This window comes from Allobosea sp. RIT-PG3_2 (assembly GCF_057321085.1).
The window spans coordinates 29347-45868 of the sequence record NZ_JBXWCA010000012.1 but is presented as its reverse complement, the minus strand read 5'-3'; the positions used below and the strand labels follow the sequence as shown (position 1 = coordinate 45868).

The window sequence follows — 16522 nt, the reverse complement described above, 5'->3', positions numbered from 1 at the left end:
CACACACCCGTCATTCTCGGGCGAAGCGAAGCGCAGACCCGAGAATCTCGTGCAGGAAAGGGGCTGGAGCCTCCATGTCACGCGAGCCCGAGCATTGTCTGTTTGTGATGGGGTATTGAGGTTTTGTTCCGCGTGAGCGGGATGTCTGGTCCGGCTGGCCGGCCGGACCAGACGCGACTCGTCGACCGTCCCGAGCCAGGGCTTTCGCCCGTCGTCATCGAGGTTGCGGGTCGCTTCCCTTGTCACGCTTGGTGAGTTGCCAGGGCCTCTTCGCATGAGCCGAACGCCCGCAGACAATCACAAGCCCTTCGAGGATAGCTCCCGATGCCGGTTTGCACCACGGTCCCTGAACCCTCCCGTTTCCTCGGCTGTGATGTCGGCAAGGCCGGGATCGTCGTCTTCGACAGCCGCGGCGACACCCTCGGCAGTCTCCCTAACGAGGCTTCGGCCCTGGCAGCCTTCGCAGCCGGGCTCGGCCCGGACTGCCTCGTCGTCTGCGAGGCGACGGGCGGCTATGAGGACGCCCTGCTGGCGGCGCTCGTCTCAGCCGGCTGCCCGGCCCATCGCGCCGATGCCCGCAAGGTCAAGGCCTTCATCCGCTCCTATGGGACGCTCGGGAAGAGCGATGCGCTCGATGCCAGGGCGCTTGCCCGCTACGGCGCCGAGCGCCACGCTCGGCTGATCCGCTGGCAGGCGCCCGCCCCGGCACGCGAGCGCCTCCAGGTCCTGGTGCGGACCAGAGCCGATCTCGTCGCCCAGAGAACGGCCTGCACCAACCGGCTCAACGCTCCCGGCATCGAACCGGTCAAAGCCCCGCTCCAGGCCCTGCACGACTGCCTCAAAGCCCAGATCGCCGCCCTGGCGCAAACCATCGCCGAGACCCTGCGCACCATCGCCCGCACCGACAGAAGCGAGCAGGCCTTGTGCGCTCCATCCGCGGCATCGGAACGACCACCGCCGCCACCCTCATCGCACTCATGCCCGAGCTCGGACGCATCAGCCGGCGCCAGGCCGCCGCACTCGCAGGCCTGGCTCCTCATCCAAACCAGAGCGGCAGTCGAGACGCCTACCGCCCAACCAGAGGCGGCAGGGCCGAAATCAAGGCCGCCCTGTTCATGCCCGCAATGGCCGCCGCAAGGCACGACCCCGCCATGCGCGACGCCTACACACGCCTCATCGCAAACGGAAAAAAGCCAATCGTCGCTCTCACCGCAATCATGCGACGCATCATCGTCATCGCAAATGCCCGCGTCAGAGACCAAAACAAACTGAGTTGATGACGCGCCGTTTGCTCAATCCAGCCGCGCCGAGGCCGCCTCTTCCGGCACATGCCGCACCCGCTCGCGATAGAGCAGGTAGAGCCCGGAGGCGATGACGATGCCGGCGCCGGCGAAGGTCCAGCCGTCCGGCAGCTGGCCGAAGACGAACCAGCCGAGCAGCACCATCCAGACGATCTGCGAGTAGATGAAAGGCGCGAGCACGGTCGCCGGCGCCAGCCTGTGCGCGAGGATCAGGAGCCAGTGGCCGAAGCCGCCGAGCACGCCGACAAGGATCATCAGAAGCCAGGGCAGCAGGCCCTGCGGCGTCTCCCAGATCCAGGGCAGCAGCGGGATGGTGGCGAGCGTTCCGGCGGCGCCGGAATAGATCATCGTCGTTTCCGATGAATCATGGCCCGAGAGCATGCGCGTCGACAGCGCGTAGAAGGCGAAGCAGAAGCAGCCGAGCACGCTGAGCAGCGCCGCCGGATGCATGCCGCCGATGCCCGGCCGCGTCACCACCAGCACGCCGATGAAGCCGACGGCGATCGCCGCCAGCCGGCGCGGTCCCGGCCATTCCCCGAGCAGCGGCCCGGAGACCAGCGCCACCAGCAGCGGCGCCGCGAACATGATCGAGATCGTCTCGGCGAGCTGGAGATAGCGCAGCGCCACGAAATTGAGCGCCGTCGAGCCGAGCAGCAGCAGCGAGCGCCCCCATTGCAGCCAGGGACGCTTCGTCCGCAGCACGCCCGGATGCGACCACGGATTGATGAGCGCGAGCACCAGGATCATGCTGCCGGCATAGCGCGCGAACACCACCTGCAGCGGGTTCATCGACTGCCCCAGCCATTTCGCGCTCGCATCGAGCATCGAGAACAGCAGGACGGCGACGCCCATCAGGCCGATGGCCATGAGGCGCGCTCGCCCCGCGTCGGACGGAGCCTGGGATTGCAGGGGCACGTGGTTTCGCCATGCTCTGGAGGAATGACGAAGCCAGATTGAACCGATTTAGAGGCCTCCGCCAGCTCAGGAGCGCATGCGCTCCATGCGCAGATCAGGCGTCGCTATCGGCCTCGTCGAGATCGGTGTCGGGATCGTCATGATCGGCGCCGGCCCGGGAAAGGCCCTTGGCGGCCTTGCGCAGCAGCTTGCGCAACTGCTTGCGTTCCTTGCCGTCGAGCTTGTCGAGAAGCTCTTCCTCGACGTCGTTCCAGACCGCGTCGAGTTCCGCGGCGGTCTTCTGCCCGGTTTCCGTCAAGGCGACCTGGACCAGCCGGCCGTCGCGATTGCCGCCCTCGCGCGTCACGAGGCCCTGGAGCGAGAGGCGCCCGATCGTCTTCGACACCGTCGGCGGCTTCACGCGCAGCAGCGAGGCAAGCTCGCCCATCGTCATCGGCGCCGGCTGCAGGGCTTTCAGCGCCTGCTCCTGCCCGGGGAACAGTCCGAGCCCGTTCAGCCGCTCGCCCATCCGCGATCGATGCAGACGCGCGGTGACGAGCAGGGCACGGCCAACGCTTTTCTCGAGTGCCTTGGTCATGGGTCGATCCTTCGGGCCGATCCTTGGACGGATAAGGAGACGCTTCGCCGGCTGCGTATTCGCGCGCGAACATGACAGACGGATGACAATGCAATGTCAGAGCTAAAAGACTGTGAGTTTCGCGGCGACTTTTTGCAGGAAAGCGTCCCGGCTCTCGGGCGTCGAGAGATTCATGTCATAATGCGCCAGATAGGTCGTGCGGGCCAGCGGGTGACAGACCGCACGCAGCGCGCGGCAGACCGCCTTGCGCGGCGGATCGCCCATCAGCAAGGCGCGCCAGCGTGAGCCGCCATAGCTCGTGACGGCCGCAAGCCGGCGGATATTGTGTAGCGCCGGCTGCGCTTTCCCATCGGCCATCCTGAACGAGACTCCCGGCAGGAAGACCCTGTCGAGGAAACCCTTCAGGATCGCCGGATAGCCGAAGTTCCAGACGGGGAAGCACAGCACCAGCGCTTCGGCGGCCCGCACGCGTTCAACATAGCCGGCAACCGGCAATGTGTTGCTGGCGATGTCGTGATAGCCGCGCCGCTCCTCCCGGCTCAGCACCGGGTCGAAGCTCTCGGCATAGAGATCGCAATCATCGACCTCGTGCCCGGCCTGCCTCAGTGTTGCGACCACCGTCTCATGGACCGCGGCACCGAAGCTCTCGGGAACGGGATGGGCATAGAGGACGAGCACGCGCATTGCTGAGGCTCCGAGTGCGGGCTGTTTTTGACGGAACCACAACGTCAGCCCGGACAAGCCGCGTCAGCGGCGCCGATCCGGGATCCATCATAGAGTTCCGGTGTCCTTCGATGGATTCCGGGTCAAGCCCGGGATGACCGAGCGGCCCGTTCGCAAGCGTTCTAGCCGACTCCGGCCTCGGTGAGGCTGCGGAACAGGAAGGTCTTGCCCGAGCGATAACCGTAGCTCGGGTCCTCCCAGGCGATCATCTTGCCGGGGTTGAGCAGGCCCTGCGGATCGGCCTCGCGTTTGAAGGCGAGCTGCGTCTCGTCGGTCTGCTTCATGCCGCCCTCCTCCAGCGTGTAGCGATGCGGGTTGAAGATCGGCGCGCCCATCTCCTCATGAACGGCGATGATCTCCTCCAGCCGCTCTTCCGTGGTGAAGCGCACCAGCGGCAGGCCGAAGCAGGTGATCTTGCCGTCGAAGCGCACGAATTCGAGATGGGCGACCACCTCGTCGCCGAAGCGGGCATGGATCTTGTCGACGAGGTCGATCTGGTTCGGGAAGGGATAGAGCACCTGCAGATAGGTGATCGCGGGGTCGACACGCAGCGCCCGCAGCGTCGTGTGGTTCCAGCCGAGCTCGTAAGCCGGCGGCAGGCCCTTGGCATCTTCGGGCGACAGCTTGTCGGTGCGCAACAGCAGCTCCGCGCCCTTGAAGCGCCGAGCATAGGCGCAGAGCGCATCCACCGCGAAATCGGCGGCCATGACGATGACGAGATGGCTGTCGCGCGGCAGGAACTTGCGATGCCGCAGGAAATAGTCGTGCGGCGCGGGCGCGGCGACGACGCAGAGGTTCTTGAGTGCGAGCCCATCCTGCTCGCCCACCGCATTGGCGAATTCGGTGGCGGCGCGCAGGCTGTCGAAACCGACGATGACGTCGACCCAGTCATAGGCCGGGCCCAGCGGCATCTCGACCTCGGTGATGATGCCGTTGGTGCCATAGGCATGCGCGACCTTGTGCAGATCCTCGCCGGAGAATTCGAGGATGCGAGGGCTTGCCTCCATCGTCGCGACCTTGAGCCGGATGATGTTGCCCCAGTCGCGCAGGCCACCCCATTTGATCGAACCGACGCCGCCCGAGCCGCCGGCGATGAAGCCGCCGATCGAGGCGGTCTGGTAGGTCGAGGGATGCAGGCGCAGTTCCTGGCGCGAATGGGCACGCGTCTCGTCGTCGATCCGCGCCATGATCGCGCCGGGCTCGGCGACATAGCGGCCGGCGCCGATCTCCTTGACCTTGTTGAAGCCGGAGAGGTCGAGCAGCACGCCGCCCGACAGCGGCATCGCCTGGCCATAATTGCCGGTGCCCGTGCCACGCGGCGTGACGGGAATGCCGAGTTCGTGGCAGGCGGCAAGAACCTGCACGACCTCCGCCTCGCTCACCGGCGAGACCACGATATCGGCCACGACATGATCGAGCTGGCGCTTCAGCACCGGCGAGTACCAGAAGAAGTCGCGGCTCTTCTGCTTCACCAGCGCCGGGTTCTCCTCGGTGCGGATGCCACCGAGGCGGCTCTTCAGCGTGGCGATGTCGTAACGTCCGGTCATGATGCTCTGCCCATCAGATGGTCGAGTTCGCGGTAATCCGGCAAGGTCCGGTCGATCGCCTTGCCGGCGACCAGCACAGTGCGATCGGCCTGCGGCCGGGAGAAGATCTCCGTCCAGTCGCGCGCCCGCGTCAGGATGAGATCGGCCGGCGCCCCCACCGCGATGACGCCGGCGCCACGCAGGCCCATCGCTTCCGCCGGTGTGCGCGCCACGGCCGCAGCCCAGTCCGAGCCAGAATGATCGAGCTGGAGGATGCGCGTGCCCTCGCGCAGCACCTCGACGAGGTCGAGATCGCCATAGGCATAGAACGGGTCGCGCGTGTTGTCGGATGCGATCATCACCGGCACACCGGCCGCCTTCAGCTCGTGCAGTGCCGTAATGCCGCGCCAGCGCGGCGTCCGGCCCGCCTGCCTGTCCTGCAGATACATGTTGCACATTGGCAGCGAGACCACGCCGATGCCGGCCTCGCGAACCTTGGCGATGATCCGCGCCTCGTCCTCCGGCGCCTGCAAAGCGAGCGAGCAGCAATGCCCGCACAGGATCTTGCCTGAAAAGCGATGGCGCAGCGCCGCATCCGCGATGTGCTCCAGCGAGCGGGCCGCGGGATCGTTGGTCTCGTCGACATGAAAGTCGAGATCGAAGCCGTTCTCGATCGCCGCCTGAAAGAGGGTGTCGAGCGCCCGGTCGAGCTCCGGGATCATGTAGGTGACGCAGCCGAGGATGCCGTCGCCATGCGCCTTCACCGCCGCGATCACCGCCGCCATATGCGCCGGATCGAGCGCCGCATCGGCCCCGAACAGCGGCGAGGCCTGCAGCGCGATACGCCCGGCCCATTCCGCCCTGATCTCGGCATAGGCAGGCCAGGAGATGCCGATCTGCTTGCCGACGGAATCGATATGGGTTCGCATCGCCGCCGTGCCATGCGCGAAGGCGGTGCGCAGCGAGAAATCCATCCGCGCCCGCACATCCTCGGCGGACCAGTTCGCCTCGCGGTCGGCTGCGACCGTCGTCAGCGCGCCCGGAAAGGTGCCATCCGGATTGGCGCTGCGCGGCCAGATATGGCCCTTGTCGAGATGAACGTGACAATCCACCAGCCGGGGCAACGCGATCCCGCCGTCGAGATCGACGGCCGGCACCGACCCCGCGGCCACCATGCCGGCCGGCTCGATCCTTTCGATCCGGCCCTTGGCAATGACGAGATCGATGCGCGCCAGCCCGTTGCGGTCAGCCGCGACGTCGCCACCCTCGATCAGGCAGGCAGGAGCGCGGAGGTCGGCAAGGCGGAAGGCCGGGGCATCGGGCATGCGGGCGAAACCGGTCGTCACGTTGTCCCTGCCCCTTCCAGCCTCGCGTCTTGGTTCGTCGATACCGGGCGGCCCGTAAGCCCGCAAGCCGCGACGGACGCCCCTCCCCTGCCGCATGGCACCCGTGGCCATGCCGCCGTCGCATTCGGGCTTGTCCGGGCCGGCCGGATCGCGCATGAGGGCGGCGTCACCCATAAGGACGAGGTCGGACCATGACCGGTGAAGCCCGCATCATCGACGGCAAGGCCGCCGCCGCCGCGCTCAGGGCCGAGATCGCCCGCGAGGTCGCCGCGATCAAGGCCACCAGCGGGCTCGTGCCGGGGCTGCATGTCGTGCTCGTCGGCGAGGACCCTGCGAGCAAGGTCTATGTCGCTTCCAAGGAGAAGCTGGCGGTCGAGATCGGCATGAACTCGGTGGCGCATCGTCTGCCGGCGGAAACGACCGAAGCCGAGCTTCTCGCCAAGCTCGCCGAACTGAATGCCGACGACAATGTCGACGGCATCCTGGTCCAGCTCCCCCTGCCGAGGCATATCGACACCGGCCGCATCATCGACGCGATCGATCCGGCCAAGGATGTCGACGGGCTGCACCCGATCAATGCCGGTCTGCTTGCCGGCGGCAAGAACGGGCTCGTGCCCTGCACGCCGCTCGGCAGCATGCTGCTGCTGAAGCAGGCGCTGCCCTCGCTGTCCGGACTGGATGCGGTCGTCATCGGGCGCTCGGAACTGGTCGGCCGGCCGGTTGCGCAATTGCTGCTTCAGGCCGACTGCACCGTCACTATCGCCCATTCACGCACGCGCGACTTAGCCGCCGTGGTCCGGCGAGCCGATATCGTCATCGCCGCCGTCGGCCGCCCGCGCATGGTCAAGGGAGACTGGATCAAGGCCGGCGCCACCGTCATCGATGTCGGCATCAACCGCCTGCCCGACGGCAAGCTCACCGGCGATGTGGATTTTGCCGAGGCCGTGAAAGTGGCCGGCGCAATTACGCCCGTGCCGGGCGGCGTCGGCCCGATGACCATCGCCTGCCTGCTCCGCAATACGCTGACGGCGTTCAAGGCGCGGCGGGGTTAAATATCGCCGCCGTCATTCCGGGGCATCGCGAAGCGATGATCCCGGAACCCATGAACACCGCTTGAAAAGAAAATGAGCCGCGATGGACGCGGCTCATTTGAAATATCGTGTTCATGGATTCCGGGATCGCGCGTGATGGCGCGCCCGGAATGGCTGAAAAGCGCCTGCCGATCACATATGGATCTGGCGCTTCTCCACCGCCATCGCCGCTTCCTTGACTGCCTCGGCCAGCGTCGGATGTGCGTGGCAGGTGCGGGCGAGGTCTTCGGCCGAGCCACCGAACTCCATCAGCACGGTCACCTCGGCGATCAGGTCGCCGGCATGCGGGCCGATGATGTGGCAGCCGAGCACGCGGTCGGTCTTGGCATCGGCCAGCACCTTCACGAAGCCGTCGGTATGGCGGATGGCGCGGGCGCGGCCATTGGCCGTGAAGGGGAACTTGCCGATCTTGTATTCGACGCCGGCCGCCTTGAGCTCTTCCTCGGTCTTGCCGATCGCGGCGACTTCCGGCGCGGTGTAGACGATGCCGGGAATGGCGTCGTAGTTCACGTGGCCCGCCTTGCCGGCGATGATCTCGGCCACCGCGACGCCCTCGTCCTCGGCCTTGTGCGCCAGCATAGGCCCGCGCACCACGTCGCCGATGGCATAGATGCCGGCGACATTGGTCTTGAAGTGATCGTCGATGACGACGCGGCCCTTCTCGGTGGCGACGCCGGCCTTGTCGAGGCCGAGGCCCTCCGTATTCGGGCGGCGGCCGATCGCAACCAGCACGATATCGGCATTGAGCGTCTTGGCCTCCCCCCCGGCGGCGGGCTCGACGGTGACGGTCGCGCCGCCCTTCTTGGCCGGCTCGACCTTGGTGACCTTGGATCCCAGCTGGAAGGTGAAGCCCTGCTTCTCCAGGATGCGCTGGAACTGCTTGGCGATCTCGCCATCCATGCCGGGCAGGATGCGGTCGAGATATTCGACGACGGTGACCTTCGCGCCGAGACGGGCCCAGACCGAGCCGATCTCGAGGCCGATCACGCCGGCGCCGACGACGACGAGCTCCTTCGGGACAATGCCGATCTCGAGCGCGCCGGTCGAGGTCACCACGGTCTTCTCGTCGATCTCGACGCCCGGCAGCGGCGCGGATTCGGAGCCCGTCGCGATGACGATGTTCTTGGTCTCGAGTTCCTGCGTCTTGCCGTCCTCGGCGGTGACGACGACCTTGCCGGCGGCCGGGATCGCGGCCGTGCCGTGGAAGGCGTCGATCTTGTTCTTCTTGAGCAGGAAGCCGACGCCGTTGACGTTGGCGTCGATCGTCTCCTGCTTGTGCGCCATCATCGCCTTGAGATCGAGCTTCGGCTTGCCGACGACGATGCCCAGCTTCTCGAAGGTGTGGCCGGCTTCCTCGAACATCTCGGAGGCATGCAGCAGCGCCTTGGAGGGAATGCAGCCGACGTTCAGGCAGGTGCCGCCATGCGTCTTGCGCTTCTCGACGACGGCGACCTTCAGCCCGAGCTGGGCGGCCCGGATGGCGCAGACATAGCCCCCGGGGCCGGTTCCGATGACGACGAGATCGTAGGCCATGACGCCCTTCCGCTGATGGTTTCAAGGCCGCGGGCGACGCCGCGGCGGATGGCGGTCGGCATACATCGGTTCTGCGGCAAGCGCTACGTCATTCATGCGTTGACGGCATGCCGCGGCGCTTGCCGCGACTCAGACAGCGGCGCTTACTGCCGGATCACAAGAAAAGGATGAAACGCCATTCGCTGAACATTGCAGATCAGCCCGCTGGAGGGGCACGCCGTCATGTGGAATCAGGTCTACGATCCATTCGGCAACAGCGTCCTGTCGACGCTCGCAGCCGCGCTACCCGTCGTCGTTCTGCTCGGTCTCATCGCATCCAACGCCATCAAGGCGCACATAGCCGCCGTCATCGCGCTCATCGTCGCCAATCTGGTCGCGATCTTCATCTTCACCATGCCGGCCGGGATGTCGCTGCGCGCGACGCTGCTCGGCGCCGTCACTGGTTTCTTCCCGATCGGCTGGATCGTCCTCAACGTCATCTTCCTCTACCGGCTGACGGTCGAGAAAGGTGCCTTCAAGACCTTGCAGACCACGATCGGCGGCGTCACCGACGACCGCCGCATCCAGCTCCTGCTGATCGCCTTCGCCTTCGGGGCCTTCTTCGAGGGCGCGTCCGGCTTCGGCACGCCGGTCGCCGTCACCGGCGCCATCCTGATCGGGCTCGGCTTCTCGCCGCTGGCGGCATCGGGCCTTTCGCTCATCGCCAACACCGCCCCCGTCGCCTATGGGGCGCTCGGCACGCCGATCCAGGGCCTCAGCCAGGTCACCGGCATCGACCCCTTCCTGCTCGGCGCCATGGTCGGGCGTCAGCTGCCCTTCTTCTCGGTGCTGGTTCCCTTCTGGCTGATCTGCGTCTTCGCCGGCTGGCGCGGGATGCTGCAGATCTGGCCGGCGATCCTCGTCACCGGCGTGTCCTTCGCCGTGCCGCAATTCCTGATCTCGAACTTCATCAATCCCTGGATCGTCGATATCGGCGCCTCGCTGATCTCGATGGCTTGCCTGATCGGCTTCCTGCAGGTCTGGAAGCCGAAGGAGATCTGGACCTCGCCTAAGCTGCGCGGCCACGACATCTCCGACGACGGCAGCCTCGTCCAGCCCACCGCCGGGGCCAAGCCGAGCTCATCGCAGGTCTGGATGGCGCTGACGCCCTGGATCATCGTCTGCATCATCCTGCTGGTCTGGGGCACGGGCTGGTTCAAGAGCGCGGTCAATCCCTGGGCGACCTGGAACTATGCGGTTCCCGACCTCCACAACCAGATCAACAAGGTCGCGCCCGTCGCCGCCAGGCCGACCCCGGAGGGCGCCATCTTCTCCTTCACATGGCTGTCCTATACCGGCAGCGGCATGCTGATCGCGGCGGTCATCTCCGGTTTTGCGCTGGGTTTCGGCCCGGGCAAGATGCTCTCGATCTACGGCAGGACGATCAGGCTCTGCGCCTATTCGCTGATCACCATCGCCGCGATGCTGGCGATCGGCACGCTGACGCGGCTTTCGGGCATCGACGCCACGCTCGGCCTCGCTTTCGCAGGCACCGGCGTGCTGTATCCCTTCTTCGGCACGCTGCTCGGCTGGCTTGGCGTCGCACTCACGGGCTCGGACACGGCGTCGAACGTGCTCTTCGGCAATCTGCAGAAGGTCACCTCCGAACAGCTCGGCCTCTCGCCGATCCTGATGGGCGCGGCGAACTCCTCGGGTGGCGTCATGGGCAAGATGATCGACGCCCAGTCGATCGTCGTCGCCTCCACCGCGACGGGCTGGTTCGGCCATGAAGGCACGATCCTGCGCTTCGTGTTCTGGCACTCGATCGTGCTGGCGAGTCTGGTCGGCGGCTTCGTGATGCTGCAGGCCTATGTCCATCCCTTCTCGGCGATGGTGGTGGTGCAGCCCTGATCTCGAGCATCTTCGAGCGAAGTGAATACCGTTTCGCGTGAGGGCAATCGATAAAACAAGAAGCTGGGGCATGTCCGCGATGCAGAGAACGCGAACATGCTCCAGGATGAGTCCGCCGGGGCGGATCGGACCGGCGCGCCGATGCGTCACATCAGCAGTCGCCAGAGCATCATCGCGAGGCCGACGACCGAGGCCAGCCAGACGACGGTGCGGACCACCGGGATGCCGGTGGCATAGAGGATGACATAGACGAACCGCGCGGCGAGGTAGAGCCACGCCCCGGTCGCCGCGATGCCGCCGGCCTTGCCCGTGACGGTGAGCGCAAGCGCGAGTGCCACAAAGGCCGGATAGGTTTCGAGCAGGTTGTCGAGCGCGCGCTTCAGCCGCTGCGCGACGATGCTCTGCGGTTCGCGCCGCTCGTCGCGCGGGCTGAACAGATAGGTCGGCCCGAGATCGGCGGACGTTCCCGCCTGCAGGACGACCTGCACGAGCAGGAGCAGCACGCTCCAGCCGAGAACGGTGATTTCGGTCGTCATGGGAAGTGCGGTCATGGTCCCCTCCAGCCCGGATAGGCGGGGAGCATGACAGCTTGTCGAGTTCAGGCCAATCCGATCAGGGGCGCGTCGGCGCAGGCGCGATCACAGCGGCGCGTTGAACGCCCAGACATGGCCGAAGGGGTCGCGCAGCCTGCCATAGCGGGCGCCCCAGAACACGTCGCTCGCCGGCATGAAGATTTCGGCGCCGGCGGCCTCGGCCCTGGCCAGCGCGGCATCGACATCGGCCGGCGCCGGCAGGTTGATGCTGATCGCGACGCCGGTGCCCTTGAGGCTCGTCGGCGCCATGACATGCCCGCCGAATTCGGGGAACTCATCATGCAGCATGATCTCGCTGCCGAACAAGGCGAGGTTGGCGTGCATCACGCGCTCGCCATCCTCGGCCGCCTGCATCAAGGTGCACTGCGCGCCGAAGGCCTTCTCATAGAAGGCGATCGCCGCCTTGCCGCCCCTGACGCAGAGATGTGGCTGCAGCGGCGGAACATTCGGTGGAAAAGCCATAGCTCATCTCCTCCTGCCCCGCCGTCGCGGGTCTGGCTGTCCTCAGAGATCGAGGACGAGGCGCGCCGGGTCCTCCAGGCCTTCCTTGACGCGGACGAGGAAGGTCACGGCCTCCTTGCCGTCGATGATGCGGTGGTCGTAGCTGACCGCGAGATACATCATCGGCCGGATCTCGATCTTGCCACCGACCACGACCGGGCGCTCCTGGATCTTGTGCATGCCCAGGATCGCCGATTGCGGCGCGTTCAGGATCGGGGTCGACATCAGCGAGCCGTAGACGCCGCCATTCGAGATCGTGAAGGTGCCGCCCTGCATCTCCTCGATCGAGAGCTTGCCGTCACGGGCCTTCTTGCCGAACTCGCCGATCTTCTTCTCGACACCGGCGATGGAGAGATCGTCGGCATCGCGCACCACCGGGACGACGAGGCCCTTCTCGGTGCCGACGGCGACGCCGATATGGTAGTAGTTCTTGTAGATGATATCGGTGCCGTCGATCTCGGCATTGACCGCCGGGATCTCCTTCAGCGCTTGCACGCAGGCCTTCACGAAGAAGCCCATGAAGCCGAGCTTCACGCCGTGCTTCTTCTCGAAGACGTCCTTGTACTGGTTGCGCAGCGCCATGACGTTGGTCATGTCGACCTCGTTGAAGGTCGTCAGCATGGCGGCGTTGGACTGCGCCTCCTTCAGGCGGCGCGCGATGGTCTGGCGCAGCTTCGTCATCTTGACGCGCTCTTCGCGCGAGGCGTCGTCCGGCGCCGAGGGAGCGCGGACCTGCACCGGAGCGGGCGCGGCGGCCGGAGCGGCAGCGCCGCCGGTCGCGATCGCGGCCAGCATGTCGCCCTTGGTGACGCGGCCGTCCTTGCCCGAGGCCGGGACGGAAGCCGGGTTGACGCCGCTCTCGGCGGCGAGACGCGACACGGCCGGGCCGGAATCGGCAGCCTTGGTCGCCGGCTTCACCTGCGGCTCGCCGGCGATGGCGGCCGTCTTCTTCTCGGCATCGGCGACCGTGCTGGAGCCGGCCTTGCCGGAAGCCTGGGCGACGGCGGCGTCGTCCTTCTTCGGCGCGGCGGCAGCAGCAGCACCGCCTTCGGCGATCGTGCCGAGCAGGGCGCTGACGCCGACCGTCTCGCCTTCCTTGGCGACGATCTCGCCGAGCACGCCGGCGGCCGGGGCGTTGACCTCCAGCGTCACCTTGTCGGTTTCCAGCTCGACGAGAGGCTCGTCGGCCTTCACCGCCTCGCCCGGCTTCTTGAACCACTTGCCGATCGTGGCCTCGGAAACGGATTCGCCGAGGGTGGGTACGCGGATTTCGGTCGCCATGTCAGGCCTCTGTTGTCTCGTTCTCTGGCGGTCGGCTCGGCATCGGCTCGGGAACCCGGATCGGTCCCCGGAAACACCGGTGCGGCATGAAAGCCCGGCGGCGCCATAAGAGCGCTGCCGGGAGAATAATCAGCCCGCGAAGGCCTCGTCGAGGAAGGCGTTGAGCTGCGCGACGTGCTTCGACATCAGGCCGGTCGCGGTCGCGGCCGAGGCCGGACGGCCGACATAGCGCGGCCGCTTCGACTTCGAGCCGGCATGGCCCAGCACCCATTCGAGATAGGGCTCGACGAAGGTCCAGGAGCCCATGTTCTTGGGTTCCTCCTGGCACCAGACCACGTCGGCGCCCTTGAAGCGCGCCAGCTCCTGCGCCAGCGTCTTCAGCGGGAACGGATAGAGCTGTTCCACGCGCATCAGATAGACGTCGTCGAGGCCGCGCTTCTCGCGCTCCTCCAGCAGGTCGAAATAGACCTTGCCCGAGCAGAGCACGACCCGGCGGATCTTCGAGTCCTTGACCAGCTTGGTCGACGAACGGCCGCGCTCGGCATCATCAGCCAGCACGCGGTGGAAGGTCGAACCCTCGGCCAGCTCGCTGAGCTCGGAGACGCAGCGCTTGTGGCGCAGCAGCGACTTCGGCGTCATCAGGATGAGCGGCTTGCGGAAGTCGCGCTTCAGCTGCCGGCGCAGGATGTGGAAGTAGCTCGCCGGAGTCGAGCAGTTCGCGACCTGCATGTTGTCCTCGGCGCACATCTGCAGGAAGCGCTCGAGGCGCGCGGAGGAGTGCTCCGGACCCTGGCCCTCATAGCCATGCGGCAGCAGGCAGACGAGGCCGGACATGCGCAGCCACTTGCGCTCGCCCGAGGAGATGAACTGGTCGAACACGACCTGCGCGCCATTGGCGAAGTCGCCGAACTGCGCCTCCCACATCGTCAGCGCGTTCGGCTCCGACAGCGTATAGCCGTACTCGAAGCCGAGCACCGCCTCTTCCGAGAGCATCGAGTTGATGACCTCGTAGCGCGCCTGGTCCTCGCGGATATGGTTCAGCGAGGTGTGGCGCGCCTCGGTCTCCTGGTCGATCAGCACCGAATGGCGCTGCGAGAAGGTGCCGCGCTCGCAATCCTGGCCGGAAAGGCGGACCGGGTTGCCGTCGAGCAGCAGCGAGCCGAAGGCCAGCGCCTCGGCGGTCGCCCAGTCGATGCCCTCGCCCGCCTCGACCGCCTTCTTGCGGTTGTCGAGGAAGCGCTGGATCGTGCGGTGCGCGTTGAAGCCGGCAGGCACCGCGGTGATCTTCTCGGTGATCTCCTTGAGCACCGCTGCCTCGACGCCGGTGGCGCCGCGGCGCGGATCGTCCTCGTCCGCGCGGATCGCCTTCATGCCGGCCCAGCGGCCGTCGAGCCAGTCGGCCTTGTTCGGCTTGAAGGACTGGCCAGCGTCGAACTCGACCTCGAGCTTGCTCTTCCAGGCGGCGCGGATCTCATCGATCTCGCCGGCGTTGAGCACGCCCTCGGCCTCGAGCTTGGCGGCGTAGAGCTCCAGCGTCGTCTTGTGGCCGCGGATCTTGCGGTACATCAGCGGCTGGGTGAAGCCCGGCTCGTCGCCCTCGTTATGGCCGAAGCGGCGATAGCAGAACATGTCGATCACGACCGGCTTGTGGAACTTCTGCCGGAACTCGATCGCGACCTTGGCGGCGAAGACGACCGCTTCCGGATCGTCGCCGTTCACATGGAAGACGGGAGCCTCGACCATCTTCGCCACGTCGGACGGATAGGGCGAGGAGCGCGAATAGCGCGGATAGGTGGTGAAGCCGATCTGGTTGTTGATGATGAAGTGCAGCGAGCCGCCGGTGCGGTGGCCCTTGAGGCCCGACAGGCCCAGGCACTCCGCCACGACGCCCTGGCCGGCGAAGGCCGCGTCGCCATGGATCAGCAGCGGCAGCACATTGGAGCGCTCGACGATGTCGCCGAACTGGTCCTGCTTGGCGCGCACCTTGCCGAGCACGACGGGGTCGACGATCTCGAGATGCGACGGGTTGGCGGTCAGCGAGACGTGCACGTTGTTGCCGTCGAACTCGCGGTCGCTGGAGGCACCGAGATGGTACTTCACGTCGCCCGAGCCCTCGACGTCATCAGGCGCGAAGGAGCCGCCCTTGAACTCGTGGAACAGCGCGCGGTGCGGCTTGCCGAGCACCTGCGTCAGCACGTTGAGGCGGCCGCGATGGGCCATGCCGAAGACGATGTCGCGCACGCCGAGCGCGCCGCCGCGCTTGATGATCTGCTCCAGCGCCGGAACCAGCGACTCGCCGCCGTCGAGGCCGAAGCGCTTGGTGCCGGTGAACTTCAGGTCGAGGAACTTCTCGAAGCCTTCGGTTTCGACCAGCTTGTTGAGGATCGCGCGCTTGCCCTCGCGGGTGAAGGCGATCTCCTTGTCCGGCCCCTCGATGCGCTCCTGCAGCCAGGCCTTCTGCTCGGGGTCGGAGATGTGCATGAACTCGATGCCGACCGTGCCGCAATAGGTCCGCTGCAGGATCGCGACCATCTCGCGGACGGTCGCGAACTCCATGCCGAGGACGTTGTCGATGAAGATCTTGCGGTCGAGATCGGCCTCGCCGAAGCCGAAGGCGGCCGGCGACAGCTCTTCCGTATCGTCGCGGCTCTCGATGCCCAGCGGGTCGAGCTTGGCATGCAGGTGGCCGCGCATGCGGAAGGCGCGGATCAGCATGATCGCGCGCACCGAGTCGCGCGTCGCCTGCTGCACGTCGGCGGCCGAGATCGTGGTGCCCGCGGCCTTGGCCTTGGCGCCCAGCTTGTCGGAAATCACCTTCTCGACCACGGCCCAGTTGCCGTCGAGCGCCGAGATCAGCTCGCTATTGGCGGTGACCGGCCAGTTCGGCTTCTTCCAGGACGCACCCTTGGCGTTCTCCAGCACGACCTGCTTGTCGTCCTGCAGCGCGCCGAAGAAGCTCTGCCACTGCTCGTCGACCGACTTCGGGTCGGCCTCGTAGCGGGCATAGAGATCCTCGATATAGGCCGCGTTGCCGCCATAGAGGAAACCGGTCTGCGCGAGAGCCTCGTTGATGTCCTGGCGAGCCATGATGCTCCTGCCTTCCTTCGCCGCTTGCGTCACGTCCGAGCCCTTGCCCGGACATCCTTCAGGTTCCGTCATGCCCGGGCTCGGCCCGGGCATCCTGGCGTCATGCTCGGGCTTGACCCGAGCATGACCTGCCATTTTGCCGTCGCATCCGCCGGGAC

The 16522-nt window shown here is 66.6% G+C and carries 13 protein-coding genes and 1 pseudogene; 4 read left to right on the top strand and 10 right to left on the bottom strand.

All coding sequences use genetic code 11. The annotated features are described in order from the left end of the window. Window positions 1-324 precede the first annotated feature (324 nt). Window positions 325-726 (top strand): annotated as a pseudogene (locus tag AC2FAN_RS25075) (IS110 family transposase); the annotation flags it as partial. A gap of 197 nt (window positions 727-923) precedes the next feature. Beyond that, window positions 924-1277, top strand: coding sequence for a transposase (locus AC2FAN_RS25070; RefSeq protein WP_485176777.1), 354 nt, complete (start codon window positions 924-926; stop codon window positions 1275-1277). 15 nt (window positions 1278-1292) lie between these two features. Here AC2FAN_RS25070 and AC2FAN_RS25065 read toward each other — a convergent pair whose 3' ends face one another. From AC2FAN_RS25065 to AC2FAN_RS25045, 5 genes are all read right to left on the bottom strand, one after another. Next, a complete protein-coding gene (locus AC2FAN_RS25065) occupies window positions 1293-2168 on the bottom strand; it encodes a DMT family transporter (protein WP_265049988.1) in 876 nt (291 codons plus the stop codon). A 142-nt stretch (window positions 2169-2310) separates the two neighbouring features. Next, window positions 2311-2793 carry a MarR family winged helix-turn-helix transcriptional regulator gene (locus AC2FAN_RS25060; RefSeq protein WP_265049989.1) on the bottom strand — a complete coding sequence of 161 codons (483 nt, stop codon included), beginning with the start codon at window positions 2791-2793 and terminating at the stop codon, window positions 2311-2313. Between the two features lie 102 nt (window positions 2794-2895). Next, window positions 2896-3477 (bottom strand): NAD(P)H-dependent oxidoreductase, encoded by a 582-nt coding sequence (locus tag AC2FAN_RS25055; RefSeq protein ID WP_485176776.1) that lies wholly within the window; start codon window positions 3475-3477, stop codon window positions 2896-2898. 161 nt (window positions 3478-3638) lie between these two features. Continuing rightward, window positions 3639-5063 carry an FAD-binding oxidoreductase gene (locus AC2FAN_RS25050; RefSeq protein ID WP_485176775.1) on the bottom strand — a complete coding sequence of 475 codons (1425 nt, stop codon included), beginning with the start codon at window positions 5061-5063 and terminating at the stop codon, window positions 3639-3641. Continuing rightward, window positions 5060-6388 carry a cytosine deaminase gene (locus tag AC2FAN_RS25045; protein WP_485176890.1) on the bottom strand — a complete coding sequence of 443 codons (1329 nt, stop codon included), beginning with the start codon at window positions 6386-6388 and terminating at the stop codon, window positions 5060-5062. Before AC2FAN_RS25045 ends, AC2FAN_RS25050 begins: the two co-directional genes overlap by 4 nt. A gap of 191 nt (window positions 6389-6579) precedes the next feature. Here AC2FAN_RS25045 and folD point away from each other — a divergent pair, with 191 nt between their 5' ends. Further along, window positions 6580-7440, top strand: a complete 861-nt coding sequence (gene folD / locus AC2FAN_RS25040; protein WP_485176774.1) for a bifunctional methylenetetrahydrofolate dehydrogenase/methenyltetrahydrofolate cyclohydrolase FolD — start codon at window positions 6580-6582, stop codon at window positions 7438-7440. 171 nt (window positions 7441-7611) lie between these two features. Here the strand turns inward: folD and lpdA are convergent, their stop codons facing one another. Further along, complete coding sequence (gene lpdA, locus AC2FAN_RS25035; RefSeq protein WP_485176773.1) at window positions 7612-9012, bottom strand: dihydrolipoyl dehydrogenase; 1401 nt, start codon at window positions 9010-9012, stop codon at window positions 7612-7614. Between the two features lie 222 nt (window positions 9013-9234). Here lpdA and AC2FAN_RS25030 point away from each other — a divergent pair, with 222 nt between their 5' ends. Further along, window positions 9235-10902, top strand: coding sequence for an L-lactate permease (locus AC2FAN_RS25030; protein ID WP_485176772.1), 1668 nt, complete (start codon window positions 9235-9237; stop codon window positions 10900-10902). Between the two features lie 146 nt (window positions 10903-11048). Here the strand turns inward: AC2FAN_RS25030 and AC2FAN_RS25025 are convergent, their stop codons facing one another. The 4 genes from AC2FAN_RS25025 to AC2FAN_RS25010 all read right to left on the bottom strand — a co-directional run bounded on the left by AC2FAN_RS25025 (window position 11049) and on the right by AC2FAN_RS25010 (window position 16364). Continuing rightward, the gene (locus AC2FAN_RS25025) at window positions 11049-11453 is read right to left on the bottom strand and encodes an MAPEG family protein (protein ID WP_485176771.1); all 405 of its coding nucleotides are present in this window, start codon (window positions 11451-11453) and stop codon (window positions 11049-11051) included. Between the two features lie 87 nt (window positions 11454-11540). After that, window positions 11541-11957 carry a VOC family protein gene (locus AC2FAN_RS25020; protein ID WP_476806207.1) on the bottom strand — a complete coding sequence of 139 codons (417 nt, stop codon included), beginning with the start codon at window positions 11955-11957 and terminating at the stop codon, window positions 11541-11543. A 42-nt stretch (window positions 11958-11999) separates the two neighbouring features. Next, window positions 12000-13277 (bottom strand): 2-oxoglutarate dehydrogenase complex dihydrolipoyllysine-residue succinyltransferase, encoded by a 1278-nt coding sequence (odhB, locus tag AC2FAN_RS25015; RefSeq protein ID WP_476806208.1) that lies wholly within the window; start codon window positions 13275-13277, stop codon window positions 12000-12002. A gap of 129 nt (window positions 13278-13406) precedes the next feature. Beyond that, window positions 13407-16364 carry a 2-oxoglutarate dehydrogenase E1 component gene (locus AC2FAN_RS25010; protein ID WP_485176889.1) on the bottom strand — a complete coding sequence of 986 codons (2958 nt, stop codon included), beginning with the start codon at window positions 16362-16364 and terminating at the stop codon, window positions 13407-13409. Window positions 16365-16522 lie beyond the last annotated feature (158 nt).

Bases quoted from the DNA above. Each gene is read 5' to 3' on its own strand.
- AC2FAN_RS25030 (WP_485176772.1), top strand. From the start codon at position 9,235: ATGTGGAATCAGGTCTACGATCCATTCGGCAACAGCGTCCTGTCGACG.
- AC2FAN_RS25060 (WP_265049989.1), bottom strand. From the start codon at position 2,793: ATGACCAAGGCACTCGAGAAAAGCGTTGGCCGTGCCCTGCTCGTCACC.
- AC2FAN_RS25065 (WP_265049988.1), bottom strand. From the start codon at position 2,168: ATGGCCATCGGCCTGATGGGCGTCGCCGTCCTGCTGTTCTCGATGCTC.
- AC2FAN_RS25055 (WP_485176776.1), bottom strand. From the start codon at position 3,477: ATGCGCGTGCTCGTCCTCTATGCCCATCCCGTTCCCGAGAGCTTCGGT.
- AC2FAN_RS25020 (WP_476806207.1), bottom strand. From the start codon at position 11,957: ATGGCTTTTCCACCGAATGTTCCGCCGCTGCAGCCACATCTCTGCGTC.
- AC2FAN_RS25050 (WP_485176775.1), bottom strand. From the start codon at position 5,063: ATGACCGGACGTTACGACATCGCCACGCTGAAGAGCCGCCTCGGTGGC.
- folD (WP_485176774.1), top strand. From the start codon at position 6,580: ATGACCGGTGAAGCCCGCATCATCGACGGCAAGGCCGCCGCCGCCGCG.
- AC2FAN_RS25010 (WP_485176889.1), bottom strand. From the start codon at position 16,364: ATGGCTCGCCAGGACATCAACGAGGCTCTCGCGCAGACCGGTTTCCTC.
- odhB (WP_476806208.1), bottom strand. From the start codon at position 13,277: ATGGCGACCGAAATCCGCGTACCCACCCTCGGCGAATCCGTTTCCGAG.
- lpdA (WP_485176773.1), bottom strand. From the start codon at position 9,012: ATGGCCTACGATCTCGTCGTCATCGGAACCGGCCCCGGGGGCTATGTC.
- AC2FAN_RS25025 (WP_485176771.1), bottom strand. From the start codon at position 11,453: ATGACCGCACTTCCCATGACGACCGAAATCACCGTTCTCGGCTGGAGC.